This is a genomic window from Kosakonia sp. (assembly GCF_032104925.1).
In the GTDB taxonomy this organism is placed as follows: Bacteria; Pseudomonadota; Gammaproteobacteria; order Enterobacterales; family Enterobacteriaceae; genus Kosakonia.
This window is the reverse complement of sequence record NZ_DAMCGF010000006.1, coordinates 83,070-97,831: the sequence shown is the minus strand read 5'-3', so window position 1 is coordinate 97,831 and position 14,762 is coordinate 83,070. Positions and strand designations below refer to the sequence as shown.

The 14,762-nt window shown below is 53.6% G+C and carries 13 protein-coding genes and 1 other annotated feature; of the genes, 6 read left to right on the top strand and 7 right to left on the bottom strand.

Annotated elements, in window-relative coordinates:
* Positions 1 to 18: 18 nt before the first annotated feature.
* The 5 genes from recR to RT644_RS14005 all read right to left on the bottom strand — a co-directional run bounded on the left by recR (position 19) and on the right by RT644_RS14005 (position 4,176).
* Positions 19 to 624 (bottom strand): recombination mediator RecR, encoded by a 606-nt coding sequence (gene recR / locus RT644_RS14025; protein WP_017460002.1) that lies wholly within the window; start codon positions 622 to 624, stop codon positions 19 to 21.
* Entirely contained in the window at positions 624 to 953 is a 330-nt protein-coding gene (locus RT644_RS14020; protein WP_007373594.1) for a YbaB/EbfC family nucleoid-associated protein, read from the bottom strand. The genes recR and RT644_RS14020 overlap by 1 nt, the downstream gene beginning before the upstream one ends.
* An 81-nt stretch (positions 954 to 1,034) precedes the next feature.
* A complete protein-coding gene (gene dnaX, locus RT644_RS14015; protein ID WP_044489580.1) occupies positions 1,035 to 2,972 on the bottom strand; it encodes a DNA polymerase III subunit gamma/tau in 1,938 nt (645 codons plus the stop codon).
* Positions 1,638 to 1,702, bottom strand: a sequence feature (DnaX frameshifting element). It overlaps the preceding gene by 65 nt.
* A 121-nt stretch (positions 2,973 to 3,093) precedes the next feature.
* On the bottom strand, positions 3,094 to 3,645 hold the full coding sequence (gene apt / locus RT644_RS14010; RefSeq protein WP_017459999.1) for an adenine phosphoribosyltransferase: 552 nt from the start codon (positions 3,643 to 3,645) through the stop codon (positions 3,094 to 3,096).
* A gap of 153 nt (positions 3,646 to 3,798) precedes the next feature.
* The gene (locus RT644_RS14005; RefSeq protein WP_020456814.1) at positions 3,799 to 4,176 is read right to left on the bottom strand and encodes a DUF454 family protein; all 378 of its coding nucleotides are present in this window, start codon (positions 4,174 to 4,176) and stop codon (positions 3,799 to 3,801) included.
* Between the two features lie 68 nt (positions 4,177 to 4,244).
* Between RT644_RS14005 and priC the strand changes: the two genes are divergently transcribed.
* A complete protein-coding gene (gene priC / locus RT644_RS14000) occupies positions 4,245 to 4,772 on the top strand; it encodes a primosomal replication protein N'' (RefSeq protein ID WP_020456813.1) in 528 nt (175 codons plus the stop codon).
* A gap of 13 nt (positions 4,773 to 4,785) precedes the next feature.
* Complete coding sequence (gene rsmS / locus RT644_RS13995; protein WP_020456812.1) at positions 4,786 to 4,941, top strand: pleiotropic regulatory protein RsmS; 156 nt, start codon at positions 4,786 to 4,788, stop codon at positions 4,939 to 4,941.
* A gap of 14 nt (positions 4,942 to 4,955) precedes the next feature.
* On the opposite strand, the gene mscK is transcribed toward rsmS, so the two are convergent.
* Together mscK and acrR are read right to left on the bottom strand one after the other, a co-directional pair.
* Positions 4,956 to 8,312 carry a mechanosensitive channel MscK gene (gene mscK / locus RT644_RS13990; RefSeq protein WP_020456811.1) on the bottom strand — a complete coding sequence of 1,119 codons (3,357 nt, stop codon included), beginning with the start codon at positions 8,310 to 8,312 and terminating at the stop codon, positions 4,956 to 4,958.
* A 127-nt stretch (positions 8,313 to 8,439) separates the two neighbouring features.
* Complete coding sequence (gene acrR, locus RT644_RS13985; protein WP_045509160.1) at positions 8,440 to 9,093, bottom strand: multidrug efflux transporter transcriptional repressor AcrR; 654 nt, start codon at positions 9,091 to 9,093, stop codon at positions 8,440 to 8,442.
* Between the two features lie 142 nt (positions 9,094 to 9,235).
* On the opposite strand from acrR, the gene acrA reads away from it, so the two are divergent.
* The 4 genes from acrA to RT644_RS13965 all read left to right on the top strand — a co-directional run bounded on the left by acrA (position 9,236) and on the right by RT644_RS13965 (position 14,745).
* Complete coding sequence (acrA, locus tag RT644_RS13980; protein WP_045509162.1) at positions 9,236 to 10,429, top strand: multidrug efflux RND transporter periplasmic adaptor subunit AcrA; 1,194 nt, start codon at positions 9,236 to 9,238, stop codon at positions 10,427 to 10,429.
* A 22-nt stretch (positions 10,430 to 10,451) separates the two neighbouring features.
* Positions 10,452 to 13,601 (top strand): multidrug efflux RND transporter permease subunit AcrB, encoded by a 3,150-nt coding sequence (gene acrB / locus RT644_RS13975; RefSeq protein ID WP_097406263.1) that lies wholly within the window; start codon positions 10,452 to 10,454, stop codon positions 13,599 to 13,601.
* 527 nt (positions 13,602 to 14,128) lie between these two features.
* Positions 14,129 to 14,503 (top strand): Hha toxicity modulator TomB, encoded by a 375-nt coding sequence (gene tomB / locus RT644_RS13970; protein WP_017459991.1) that lies wholly within the window; start codon positions 14,129 to 14,131, stop codon positions 14,501 to 14,503.
* A 23-nt stretch (positions 14,504 to 14,526) separates the two neighbouring features.
* The gene (locus tag RT644_RS13965; protein WP_017459990.1) at positions 14,527 to 14,745 is read left to right on the top strand and encodes an HHA domain-containing protein; all 219 of its coding nucleotides are present in this window, start codon (positions 14,527 to 14,529) and stop codon (positions 14,743 to 14,745) included.
* Positions 14,746 to 14,762: the final 17 nt, after the last annotated feature.

Sequence of the window (14,762 nt, the reverse complement as noted above, 5' to 3'; positions counted from 1 at the left end):
ATTTCTGCCTCCGTTTGGTTAAAAACGAATCTTGTGGCGGCCGGCCAGCGAGTGCGACAGTGTCGTCCCGTCAACCATTTCCAGTTCGCCGCCCACCGGCACGCCGTGGGCGATACGGCTGGCTTCCACACCATACTGCGCGCAAAGCTCAGCAATATAGTTAGCGGTCGCTTCGCCTTCCACCGTCGGGTTGGTGGCGAGGATCAACTCCTGGATTTTCTCAGACGCCAGACGCTGCTCCAGCCGGTCAAGGCCAATGTCGTCCGGGCCGATACCGTCGAGCGGTGACAGATGCCCCATCAGCACAAAGTAGCGACCAGAGAACTGCCCGGTCTGCTCAATGGCGTAGATATCTGCCGGGCTTTCCACCACACAGATTTGACCGTTTTCCTGGCGGCGCGGGTTGCTGCAAATGTTGCAGACTTCCTGCTCGGTGAATGTGCGGCAATCGGCGCAGTGGCCGATTTCCGACATTGCCCGAGTGAGCGCCTGTGCCAGCCGCATGCCGCCGCTGCGATCGCGCTGCAACAGCGTAAACGCCATACGCTGCGCCGACTTCGGGCCAACGCCCGGCAGGCAGCGCAGTGCTTCCATAAGCTGCGTTAACAGCGGGCTGGTCTGCATCAGAACGGCATCTTAAAGCCTGGCGGCAGCGACATACCGGAAGAGACGGAGGCCATTTTCTCTTTCTGCGTTTCGTCAATGCGGCGAGCGGCATCGTTAAAAGCAGCGGCAACCAGATCTTCCAGCATCTCTTTGTCGTCTTCGAGCAGGCTCGGATCGATCTCCACGCGACGGCAGTTATGCGCGCCGTTGATGGTCACTTTCACCAGACCCGCGCCCGATTCGCCGGTCACTTCCAGCTGCGCGATCTCTTCCTGCATTTTCTGCATTTTTTCTTGCATCTGCTGGGCCTGCTTCATCAGGTTACCCAGACCGCCTTTTCCAAACATAGGCTTCTCTCTTTAGCTGTGGTGACTAACCAGAGTGATAAGTCACATTCAGGGTTGAAAACGGGTAGCCGCAGCTGCCCGTCAAAGGGGGCGGATACTCTCTTCGTCCAGATCCGCATCGAAAAAGCGTTGCAGCGTCTGGATGTTGCTATCCGCAATGATCGACTCGCGCGCCTGCGCAAGTTTTTCCTCATAGATTGCCTGGCGCCACTCCAGCGGCGTACGCACTGCCGGATTATCATCTTCAATGATAGTCAGTTCAACCGCCGCGCCATGTAATTCACTCAGCGCCTCGCCCAGCGTTTTCAACGCGCCCTGCGAGTTTAGATGGCGCTGAGAACTACGCAAATGCAGGCATATCCGTTCGCCGTCCTGCTCTTTCCAGGCGTTCAGCGCAACCTGCTCGACCAGTTTCGGCAATTTAAGCTGGCTGACTTCTTTCGCCCAGGCGTCGCGTTCTATCGCTTCTTCCGCCAGTTTTTTCGCCAGCTCTGGCGTTTTTTCATGCTCGAGCGCTTTTTTCAACGCTTTTGGCGTGGCGACAACTTCTTTTACCGTCTCCACGACCGTTGTCGCTTTCCAGCGATAGGCTTCTTTTTTGGCCGGAGCCTGTTCGAGCGCCGACGGAGCCGGACGCGATTGCACGCGCTCGGTCACCGAAGCCAGTCGTTCCAGCGCGGCGTTACTCACCGGCCGCGCGCGGGTTGCGGCTGCCGGTTCACTCTTTTTTGCTTTGTCGGCTCCCTGCGCGCGTTGCAGTTGTCTGCGCGCCGCCAGCACCTGGCTGGTCGCGTCGGGCATCGCTACATCTTGCGGCGGTGGCATCTGCGAAGGCATTTGCGGTGCGACAGCAACCTGCTGCGGCGCGACTACCGCCGTGGGTGCCACGGGAGCAAAAGAGTGTTGTGTTGCTTCCGGCGCGGCCAGCGGCATCCGCGGGTGGAAAGCCAGCGCGCGCAGCAGCGTCATCTCGACGCCCATACGCCTGTCCGGCGCAAACGGCAGCTCTTTGCGGCCAATCAGCAACGTCTGGTAATAGAGCTGCACATCGGCAGGCGGTACCGTACGGGCCAGTTCGCGCAGACGGTGTTCAACCGGCGCCATATCGCTGCCAAGCGCCGAAGGTGTGAGCTGAACCATCGCGATGCGGTGCAGTAACGTTTGCATTTCCAGCAGCAAGGCATCCCACTCAACGCCGCGCGAGGCCGCATCGTTCACCAGCGCCATTGCGCGTTCGCCGTTGGCGGCGACGATCGCTTCAACCAGCGAAAGCGCCTGGTCGTCATTGAGCGTGCCGAGCATGGAACTGACCACGTCGGCGGAAAGCTGGCCGTTGCCGCTGGCTATCGCCTGGTCAGTCAGGCTCAGCGCATCACGCAGGCTGCCGTCAGCGGCGCGCGCCAGCAGTTGCAGCGCGCGGGGTTCGTGCTCGATCTTCTCGTCGTCGAGAATATGTTCGAGCTGGTTACGGATCTGGTCGACATCCAGCGCTTTAAGATGGAACTGCAGGCAACGAGAGAGAATGGTCACCGGCAGTTTTTGCGGGTCGGTGGTCGCCAGCAGGAATTTGACATGTTCGGGCGGCTCTTCCAGCGTCTTTAACAGCGCGTTAAAGCTGTGGCGCGAGAGCATATGCACTTCATCGATGAGATAAACTTTGAAACGCCCACGCGCCGGTGCGTACTGTACGTTGTCCAGCAGATCGCGCGTGTCTTCCACTTTGGTGCGCGAGGCGGCGTCAATCTCGATTAAATCAACAAAGCGGCCCTGCTCGATTTCGCGGCAGTTATCACAGACGCCGCACGGTGTGGCGGTGATGCCGGTTTCGCAGTTAAGCCCCTTCGCCAGCAAGCGGGCAATAGAGGTTTTTCCGACACCACGGGTGCCAGAAAACAGATACGCATGATGGATGCGTCCTGAGGATAAGCCGTTCGCCAGTGCGGTCAGCACATGCTCCTGGCCGACGACGTCAGCAAAAGTTTGTGGTCGCCATTTTCGGGCTAAGACCTGATAACTCATTGGCAGGCTCTGAAACGCTGGAAGGTGGATTTACGAAGGGATAATGCTAACACAGCCAGGCTGTGAATACACTCCATCCCTCAGGCGTGAGGAATGGAGGTAATTGGTGTAAACAGCGCGATTAATGCCCCGGGAACGGCACCAGGCTGTAGCTGGTAATGCCCTGTTTTTGCAGGCGCTGTTCGCCGCCGAGGTCGAACAGATTAATGATAAATGCGGCGTCGGTTACTTCACCACCCAGACGGCGAATCAGTTTTACCGTCGCCTCAATGGTGCCGCCGGTTGCCAGCAGATCGTCCACCACCAGCACTTTATCGCCTGGCTGGATCGCATCAACGTGGATCTCTAACTGATCGGTGCCGTACTCCAGCTCATAGCTTTCGGCGATGGTTTCGCGCGGCAGTTTACGCGGTTTACGCACCGGTACAAAACCGACGCCCAGACCGAGTGCGACCGGCGCGCCAAACAGGAAACCGCGCGCTTCGGTACCGACAACTTTGGTGATCCCGGCGTTTTTATAACGCTCAACCAGCAGTTCAATGCTGAGAGCGTACGCTTTCGGGTCTTCCAGCAAACTGGTGACATCACGGAACAGGATGCCCGGTTTCGGGTAATCCTGAATGCTTTTGATGCTGTTTTTAAGAAATTCAAGCTGCTGCGCAGTCGCTGTCATGGATTTTTTGCCTGATAGAAACGGTATTACTCACGGTACGCGCGTTGAAGGCTTGATGTAACCACTGATTAACATTTAATCAGCCGCACCCGTGCTCGAAAACGCTCGAATTTACTGGCAGTCCGCCACAATTGCAACTGCCTTCGCTGCGCTTTATGGTTTTTGTTGCTTTGCGTCAATCACCGGAATGCGCCACATAAAGAAAAGCAGACAGGCCAGAATGATCAGTAACAGAATTCGAACCCATAGCATGTTCACGAAATATAATGAAATGGCGAACGTAACCAGGATGACCGCAATCGCACGCGGCTTCGCGCCCGGCGGCATCGCACGGTACTGCTGCCAGTGGCGCAGATAGCCACCAAACCAGGAACGGTAGAGTAACCACTGGTGAAAACGCGGCGAAGAGCGGGCGAAGCACCATGCCGCCAGCAATATAAAAGGAGTGGTTGGGAGCAGCGGCAACACCACGCCGAGCGTACCAAGGGCTACCGCCAACCAGCCTATGATGATTAAAATAGTGCGTTGCATAATGCGAATCGTTATCAGGATGAGCGGCTAATGTAGCACAGTCAGGATGATTTACAGGGGGAAGACGCGTGAAAAGCGCCGTGCTTTTACAGAGGCTGGAACAACAACTCGCGACGCTACGCCAGCAGGTCGCACCGCTGGCGCATCACGCCACGGTTAGCGCCCGTTTTGACAGGCATCTTTTTCAAACCCGCAGTACGCGGATGCAATCTTATCTTGATGAAAGTACAGCAAATATGGCGGCGTTACGCCACGCGGTTGAACATGGGCGGGTAGAACAAGTGGTCTGGCTGGCGGAGCATTTGACCGCGCAAATCGCGGCGTTGACGCGTGAAAGCGCCGTCTGGTCGTTACGCGAGTGGGATCACGCATCGCCGGGCATCGCACGCTGGCAGCGCAGACGCCTGAAGCATCAGGAGTATGAGCGTCGGCTGCTGGCAATGAAACAAGAACGCGAACAGCGTTTGCGCTCGGTCACTACGCTTGTTGAACAGCAACAGTTGCAGAAGGAAGTTGAAGCGTTTGCCGGCAGGCTCACCCGTTGCCGCCATGCGCTGGAGAAGATCGAAGGCGTGCTGACGCGCTTAACCCGTTAACCCAGGAGAGAGAATGTCACTGGAAAATGCCCCGGATGAGGTCAAGCTGGCGGTGGATTTGATTATGTTGCTGGAGCAGCATGATATTGCGCCTGAGCTGGTGCTCAAGGCGCTGGAGATTGTTAAAAAAGATTTTGAAAATAAACAACTGGCTGCCCCTCTTCCGTAAGAGGGGCCACATTTTTACTGCCCGACCGACGGTGTCGGATCATCACCTTTTAGCTCACGCTTCACTTCTGTCAGCTCATCACCTTTACCATTACGCAGGTGTACTTCCAGCTGATTGAAGGCGATATCAATATTATTCTCGCGACACAGTTTATCGATGGTGCGGTTGAGCTCATCCACCGTATAGCTGCGATCGCGCAGTTCACGCACATACAGACGCAACTCGTGATCCAGCGTACTGGCGCCAAAAGTAGTGAAGAAGACGGACGGTTCCGGATCGTGCATCACTTTTGGATGCTCCATCGCCGCTTTCAACAACACTTTTTTCACCTTGTCGAGATCTGAACCATAGGCCACGCCAATGCGGATCACCACGCGGGTGATGGTATCGGACAATGACCAGTTAATCAGACGTTCGGTGACGAACGCTTTGTTCGGGATGATGACCTCTTTGCGGTCAAAATCGGTAATGGTGGTGGCACGGATACGAATTTTGCTGACCGTACCGGAGAAAGTCCCAATTGTTACCGTATCGCCTATGCGCACCGGGCGTTCAAACAGAATAATCAGGCCGGAAACAAAGTTACCGAAAATTTCCTGTAAGCCGAACCCGAGACCAACCGACAACGCCGCTGCCAGCCATTGCAGTTTATCCCATGAGACGCCAAGCGAGCCGAACACGGTTAATGCGCCAACGGCAATAATGACGTAATTAAGGATAGTAGTGACGGCATAAGACGAGCCCTGGCGCATATTCAGCCGCGAGAGGATTAGCACTTCAAGTAAGCCCGGTAAGTTGCGGATTAGCGCCCATGCCACCACAAAGACAATCACCGCAAACAGCAAGCTGCCAAGCGTCACGCTTTTCGTCACCGCCGCACCAGCTTCAGTGCCGTTGTAATGCCACAGGGTGATGCTGTCGAGATAGGCGAAAACGGTGATCAAATCAGACCAAATCGCCCAGAACACCACGCCAAACAGCGCGACCATCACCAACATCGTGATACGCAATGTTTGCTGGTTAACCTGTTCCAGCGCAATGGTCGGTTCTTCTTGCGGTTCAGCCCCTTCTGCGCCCTCTTTCACCATATTCTGCCGACGCGCCAGCGCACGACGATACGCAATACGGCGTGCCGCTACGCTTAACCCTCGCAGCACCGTCTGGTAAAGCAAGTTCCAGATAATGACCAGGTAAACCGTTTCAATCCAGCGCCCGGAGAGGCGCAGCGTGGTGTAGAAATAACCTGTCGCCGTCAGCACCATTAAGGCAATCGGTACAATCGCCAGCACGGTGACCGTCACCAGACGAATGCTGTGCGACTCTTTATCACGCCAGCTTTCGCGGAACATCGGCCATACCAGCGCGGTGATCACCAGCAAGTTGACCAGAATGACAAACTGCCCGATCACATCATCCATCAGATGCAGCGGGGAGAGTTCTGATACCACCGACCAGAAGTGCAGCGGCAATAATGCCAGGCTGATACGCACAATCTGCCGACGCCAGTGGCTGGTAAGCTGGGCGGGCATATTAAAGTGACTGACCGCAACGCCGTCTTTTTCCAGCACTTTCCAGCACAGGCCAAATACCAGCCAGAACAGCGCCAGTTTTTTACTGAATGCCCACAGCAGCTCGCTAATGTTTAGCTGCATGGTAAGCAGGATCAGACCGACTGCCAGGATTAGCAAACAGACTGGCAAGGCCCGAATCAGATCGATAAAGATCGCTTTCGGCGTATGCAACTGGCTGTCGCTTCGCAATTGCCCGACCTGGGCGGCAAGTTTTGCCTGGTAGTTTTTCAGCCAGCGCAAACGCCAGCGGATCAGCCCGGCAATCAGTAATAATGGCAAACCGGCCAGGAAAGCAATGGCCACCGCTGGCCAGGCTTTTTCCCAGTTAACGGTGATTTTGGTGCTTTTAATCTGGTCGCGTAGCGCTTTCGGGAAAGCTTTGAACCACTCCCAGTCCATCGGCTTATTGCTGTTCACCCAGAAGATTTGCTGGGTCAGGATCTCCTGCAAGCTTTTCGACACGCTCATCAATTGCTGCTGATTCACCTGCAAGTTGATGGCCATCATGAGCTGGTTGCCAAGCTGCTTGTTCAGTTGATCGAGCAGTTCGCGGCGCATATCCACCACCTGCAACAGCGCGTCATGGACTTCGTCGTTAACCTCGGTCTGATGCCCTTCTTCCAGTTTGGCGACAAAGTTATCGCTCTGGAACAGGGCATCACGCTGCTGGTTGATGTCGAACTGCTCAAGACGCAGATCCGCAATGCGGTTGGTCATATCTTCCAGTTCATCCGCCGACGGTAAGGTCTGCTGTTGCTGGTAGAGAATACGCGACAACAGCAAGCTGCCTTTCAATACGGAAATCTGTTCTTTTATATTGCGCTCAGACTGCAACGCACGATCGAGCCAGTTTTTCACCTTGATATTCTGCTGCACCAGCGCGTTACCGCTCTCTGTCGCGGCAATCAATTTCTGGCTCAGTTGATGGTTAATATCCAGCTCTTGTTTTACCAGCGGGTTCGCCTGGATACGCGCCGTTTCGTCCGGCGTGACCGCTTCTTGCGCGGTTTTTTCGGTTAGCGTCAGGCGCTTGCTGTTTACCGCTTCCTGCAATAACTGGAGCTGGTGTTCAAGGCGGTTACTGTTCGCAGTAACGTAATCGCGCTGCTTTTGCAGCGTGTCTTGCAATACCGTGTTGCCTTCCAGGCTTTTGCGCAGCTGCTCGATCTGCGCATTGAGCAATGCCTGCTGTACCAGCAACAAGTTTTGCTGCGAAGGACGCAGTGCGCCCTCGCCCGCTGCGGTGCCGTTCAGACGGTTGCGAATTTGCTGCAACTGCTGCGAAGCGGAGTACATAGAATTCTGCACACGCTCCGGCTGAGTCTGTAATGACACCAGTTGGCTGTTGTAATTGGATAAGTCGTTTTGCGCGGTTTGCAGATCTTCCAGCAGTTGTGTCACGCGGGATTCCAGCTGGCGCAGGGAGAGCGAGGCCAGCGTTTTACGCGTCTCGTCGTCGTTGTCTTTATCGTTAAGCGCGTTGAGCGCATCCGTTGCCTGGCGCAGTTTGTCTGGCGCTTGTGCGACTTTCTGCTTGAGCAGCGCGGTTTCTTGCTTGACCCGGTCAATTTTGTCGAGCGTGTCCAGCGTCTCCGTTAAATCCTGGATAACCAGTTTGTCCTGCGCGGAGTGCTCTTTTTGCTTATTCAGCGCGTCAAGCTGGCTTTGCACATCGGTGCGGGAAGGCAAATCGTTGGTTGTCTGCGCCCGGGCGACGTTACTCGCAAGGCAAATAAAGACAAGAAACAATGCGGCGGCAAAAGCGGCGAACGTATTTCGCGTGCGATAGTTGTGCAACATAATTTGAGCGATCGTTTTCTGTTCGGGAAGGCGGCCGGAATAGCCACGCGCGCAAGAATATCACGCTGTTATGCAACAACCTAGCGAAGTGAGAAGCCTCCAGGAGAAATCCTGGCGGCTTTCAATGTCATGCGTTGAGCGCGTGCGGCTCAGCGCGCAGCGTCGGGCAGAGCTGGCACATCTCAAGCAAGACAGAAACGTAATCACGCGCTTCTTTTTTGAGGTCAAAAGATTGCGGGGCAAAGAGCCAGTTTTCCATAATCCCTGAAATATAGGCGCGTATAAGCACTGCGACGCGGCGGGTGAGTAAATTGTCCGGCAGCAATTTTGCCTGCATACATTCGCGGAGTGTAAGCTCGATTCGATCATAACTTTCCAGGCACAAATTCCGCTGCGCTTCTTGCACAATCGCCATTTCGCCGACAAACTCACATTTGTGAAAAATGATCTCCATCATTAAGCGACGCCGTTCTTCAACAACTGTTGCTTCAAGGATATAAACCAATATTTCTCTTAATACAGAGAGTGGATCGTCGGGGAATTTTGCCCGATACTCAGTCTCAAGATCGCTAATACTGGACTCTGATAGCTCCCATATTTCACTAAACAAATCCGACTTGTTTTTGAAGTGCCAGTAAATCGCGCCGCGAGTCACGCCTGCCGCCTGCGCAATTTCAGCCAACGAAGTTGCAGAAACGCCATTCTGCGAAAATAGACGCATGGCGACATCAAGAATGTGCTGACGAGTCTCCAGCGCCTGTTGTTTGGTTTTTCGTGCCATATGTTGGTGAATTTACAGGAGTCAGATTTACATACATTTGTGAATGTTTGTACCATAGCACGACCATAATATAAACGCAGCAATGGGTTTTTGGGCCATTGATCCATTGATCAATTTGAAATCGGACACTCGAGGTTTACTTATGAACAAAAACAGAGGGTTAACGCCTCTGGCGGTCGTTCTGATGCTTTCGGGCAGCTTAGCGCTTACAGGATGTGACGAAAAACCTGCGCAGCAGGGAGCAGGCCAGATGCCAGAAGTTGGCGTCGTAACGGTCAAAACTGAACCTCTGCAAATCACCACAGAACTGCCGGGCCGAACCAGTGCGTACCGCATCGCAGAAGTCCGCCCGCAGGTTAGCGGCATTATCTTAAAACGCAACTTCACGGAAGGCAGTGACGTTGAAGCTGGTGTCTCGCTCTATCAGATTGATCCGGCAACTTATCAGGCTGCTTACGACAGCGCGAAAGGCGATCTTGCTAAGGCGCAAGCTGCGGCGAATATCGCGCAGATGACCGTGAATCGTTATAAAAAGCTGCTCGGCACCAAGTACATCAGCCAACAGGATTACGACACCGCGCAGGCGGATGCACAGCAGGCTAATGCGTCGGTTGTCGCCGCAAAAGCAGCGGTTGAAAGCGCGCGTATCAATCTGGCTTACACCAAAGTGACCTCGCCAATTAGTGGCCGCACCGGTACCTCGACCGTAACGGAAGGCGCGTTAGTGCAGAGTGGGCAAACGACTGCGCTGACTACTGTGCAGCAGCTTGACCCGATCTACGTTGATGTAACCCAGTCGAGCAACGACTTCCTGCGCCTGAAACAAGAGATGGCCAATGGTTCTCTGAAACAGGAAAACGGCAAAGCGAAAGTGCAACTGGTCACCAATGACGGCATTCAGTATTCGCAGACTGGTACGCTGGAGTTCTCCGGTGTGACCGTTGACCAGACCACCGGTTCTATCACGCTGCGTGCGGTGTTCCCGAACCCTGACCACACTCTGCTGCCGGGCATGTTTGTGCGCGCCAGGCTTGAAGAGGGTGTAAACCCGAACGCGATGCTGGTTCCGCAGCAAGGCGTTGCCCGTACACCGCGCGGCGATGCAACGGTGATGGTTGTGGGCGAAGGTGACAAAGTTGAAATCCGTAATATCACTGCGACCCAGGCCATTGGCGACAAATGGCTCGTAACGGATGGCCTGAAAACCGGCGATCGCGTGATCATCACGGGCTTACAAAAAGTCAAACCGGGCGCGCAGGTGAAAGCGCAGGAAGTGACTTCTGACAATAAAGAGCAAGCCCAGGCCGGCGGCCAGTCAGAAAAACCGAAGTCTTAACTTAAACAGGAGCCGTTAAGACATGGCTAAGTTTTTTATCGATCGCCCCATATTTGCGTGGGTTATCGCGATTATCATCATGCTGGCGGGGGCGCTTTCGATCCTCAAATTGCCGGTAGCGCAGTATCCGACGATCGCGCCACCGGCAATTCAGATCACGGCTTCCTACCCAGGTGCTGATGCGAAAACGGTGCAGGATACCGTAACGCAGGTTATCGAACAGAACATGAACGGTATCGATAACCTGCTGTATATGTCCTCTGCCAGTGATTCCTCTGGTACGGTGCAGATCACTATCACCTTCGATTCCGGTACTGATGCGGATATCGCGCAGGTTCAGGTGCAGAACAAACTGCAGCTGGCGATGCCGTTGTTACCGCAGGAAGTACAACAGCAAGGCGTTAGCGTTGAGAAATCATCCAGTAGCTTCCTGATGGTTCTCGGTATGATCAGCACCGATGGCTCAATGACGCAGGAAGATATCGCCGACTACGTGGGCGCGACCATTAAAGATCCGGTCAGCCGTACAGCAGGCGTGGGTGATGTTCAGCTGTTCGGTGCGCAGTACGCAATGCGTATCTGGATGGATCCGAACAAACTCAATAACTTCCAGCTGACGCCGGTTGACGTGATTACGGCTATTAAAGCGCAGAACGCCCAGGTAGCGGCTGGTCAGTTAGGCGGTACACCGCCGGTGAAAGGGCAGCAGTTGAACGCCTCCATCATCGCGCAGACCCGTCTGACCTCGACCGAAGAGTTTGGCAAAATCCTGCTGAAAGTGAACAGCGATGGCTCGCAGGTTCGTCTGCGTGATGTCGCGAAGATCGAACTGGGCGGCGAAAGCTACGACGTTATCGCCCGCTACAACGGTCAACCGGCAGCGGGTCTGGGGATTAAACTGGCAACCGGCGCGAACGCACTGGATACCGCCGAGGCAGTACGCGCGACTATTGCCAAACTGGAACCGTTCTTCCCGCACGGTCTGAAAGTGGTTTACCCGTACGACACCACCCCGTTCGTTAAAATCTCGATTAACGAGGTGGTGAAAACGCTGGTTGAAGCGATCGTGCTGGTGTTCCTGGTGATGTATTTGTTCCTGCAGAACTTCCGCGCAACGCTTATCCCGACCATCGCGGTGCCGGTGGTGTTGCTCGGTACTTTCGCCATACTCGCCGCGTTTGGCTACTCGATAAACACCCTCACCATGTTTGGTATGGTGCTGGCGATAGGTCTGCTCGTGGACGACGCCATCGTGGTGGTGGAAAACGTCGAGCGTGTGATGATGGAAGAGGGCTTGCCCCCGAAAGAGGCGACACGCCGCTCGATGGAGCAGATTCAGGGCGCGCTGGTCGGTATTGCGCTGGTTCTGTCAGCCGTATTTATCCCGATGGCCTTCTTTGGTGGTTCTACCGGCGCTATCTATCGCCAGTTCTCGATCACTATCGTTTCTGCGATGGTGCTCTCTGTACTGGTGGCGTTGATCCTGACGCCTGCGCTGTGCGCCACGATGCTGAAACCGGTCGCAAAAGGCGATCACGGCGAAGGCAAAAAAGGCTTCTTCGGCTGGTTCAACCGCATGTTCGAGAAGAGCACGCACCACTACACCGACAGCGTGGGCAACATCCTGCGCAGCACCGGTCGTTATTTACTGCTCTATATCATTATCGTTGCGGGCATGGCGGTGCTGTTTGTGCGTCTGCCAAGTTCGTTCCTGCCGGATGAAGACCAGGGTGTATTTTTGACCATGGCTCAGTTGCCTGCGGGTGCGACTCAAGAACGCACGCAGAAAGTGCTGGATGAAGTGACGAAGTATTATCTGGAAAACGAGAAAGACAACGTTAACTCCGTCTTTACCGTTAACGGTTTCGGCTTCTCCGGTCGCGGTCAGAACACCGGTCTGGCATTCGTTTCGCTGAAAAACTGGGATGAACGCCCAGGTGAAGCGAACAAGGTTCCGGCCATTGCGGGTCGTGCCAGTGCGCACTTTGCATCAATTAAAGATGCGATGGTCTTCGCCTTTAACCTGCCAGCGATTGTCGAGCTGGGTACGGCTACCGGCTTTGACTTCCAGTTAATCGATCAGGCCAACCTCGGTCATGAGAAGTTAACGCAGGCACGTAACCAGTTGTTTGGTGAAATCGCGCAGCATCCGGATCTGCTGGTCGGTGTGCGTCCTAACGGACTTGAAGATACGCCGCAATTCAAGATCGATATCGATCAGGAAAAAGCGCAGGCGCTGGGCGTCTCAATTAGCGATATCAACACCACGCTGGGAGCAGCATGGGGTGGGAGCTACGTTAACGACTTCATCGATCGTGGTCGCGTGAAGAAAGTGTACGTGATGTCACAGGCGAAATACCGCATGCTGCCAAGCGACATCGGTAACTGGTACGTCCGTGCAGCCGATGGTCAGATGGTGCCGTTCTCGGCCTTCTCCACCACGCACTGGGAATATGGTTCACCGCGTCTGGAACGTTACAACGGTTTACCGTCAATGGAACTTCTTGGCCAGGCGGCTCCGGGTAAAAGTACCGGTGAAGCAATGGCAATGATGGAAGAACTGGCCAGCAAGTTGCCTACCGGCATCGGCTATGACTGGACGGGGATGTCCTACCAGGAACGTCTCTCCGGTAACCAGGCGCCAGCGCTGTACGCCATTTCGCTGATTGTGGTCTTCCTCTGTCTGGCGGCACTGTATGAGAGCTGGTCGATTCCGTTCTCGGTCATGCTGGTGGTGCCACTGGGGGTAGTTGGCGCATTGCTGGCGGCGACTTTCCGTGGCCTGACCAATGACGTGTACTTCCAGGTAGGCCTGCTGACAACCATTGGCTTGTCGGCGAAGAACGCGATACTTATCGTCGAATTCGCCAAGGATCTGATGGATAAAGAGGGTAAAGGGCTGATAGAAGCGACGCTCGAAGCAGTACGTATGCGTTTGCGCCCGATTCTGATGACGTCTCTGGCGTTTATCCTCGGGGTACTGCCGTTGGTTATCAGCTCCGGTGCAGGTTCCGGCGCGCAGAACGCCGTAGGTACCGGCGTAATGGGCGGCATGATCACCGCAACCGTACTGGCTATCTTCTTTGTTCCGGTGTTCTTTGTGGTGGTCCGCCGCCGCTTTAGCCGCCGCAGCGAAGATATCGAACATAGCCACAAGGTTGAGCAGCAGTAAGTTTCTCAGTCTCTATATTAGAAAAGGCCGCGCTTAGCGGCCTTTTTCACATCAACGCATTCGTCCATAAACGGCCATTAAAAGCATTTATTGTCTGTTTGTTTATTTTATGCTGCAAATATAAGCATATAATTACTGTGTATTTGGGATAAAACTTTGATCGCCAGGTAATACTCTTAATTAGCTGGTACAATCAGATTAAGTCAGAAAAATCCTGGTATAAAAATATTCCCATTTGAGGAATAATCTCAATTGCGCTAACTTAATGAATCATAAGGATGCGCGAACAATAAAACGCATATCCGCGACATTTTATCTCCATTGAGTCGATTGCTATTTCGTCCATTTTGGGCAGAAAAACATATTATTTGTAATTTTTCATGATGGCACCATGAAATCCTATTCAGACTAGCTTATAGTTATATCAACATCATAAAGCAGCCTGTGTCTCTGGTCAGAGCAGAAGTTTCCCATCCTGAAACAGCGTTTGGTTAGTAAAAAAATTACCACTCAGAAGGGGATGCGTTATGGACGAATACTCGCCGAAAAGGCATGATATTGCGCAGCTCAAATTTCTCTGCGAAACGTTGTACCATGATTGCCTCGTTAATCTTGAAGAGAGCCATCATGGGTGGGTTAACGATCCTACTTCAGCAATCAATTTGCAGTTAAACGAGCTGATAGAACACATAGCCACTTTCGCACTTAATTATAAAATTAAGTACAATGAAGATAATAAGCTGATTGAACTGATAGACGAATACCTCGACGATACGTTTATGTTGTTCAGCAGCTATGGCATAAATACACACGACTTACAGAAATGGCGTAAAACAGGTAACAAACTGTTCCGCAGTTTCGTCAATGTAAGCAAGGCTAATCCTGTTAGCCACTCTTGTTAATTTTTCAACACTAAGGTGAAGGTATGTCCGAAAAACCATTAACAAAAATTGATTATTTGATGCGTTTAAGACGCTGTCAGACAATTGATACCCTTGAACGTGTAATTGAAAAAAATAAATATGAACTTCCCGACGAGGAACTCGCGGTGTTTTATTCAGCAGCGGATCATCGTCTGGCAGAACTGACCATGAATAAGCTTTATGACAAAATCCCCTCCTCCGTGTGGAAGTTTGTGCGCTAATTATCCTGAATGTTTAT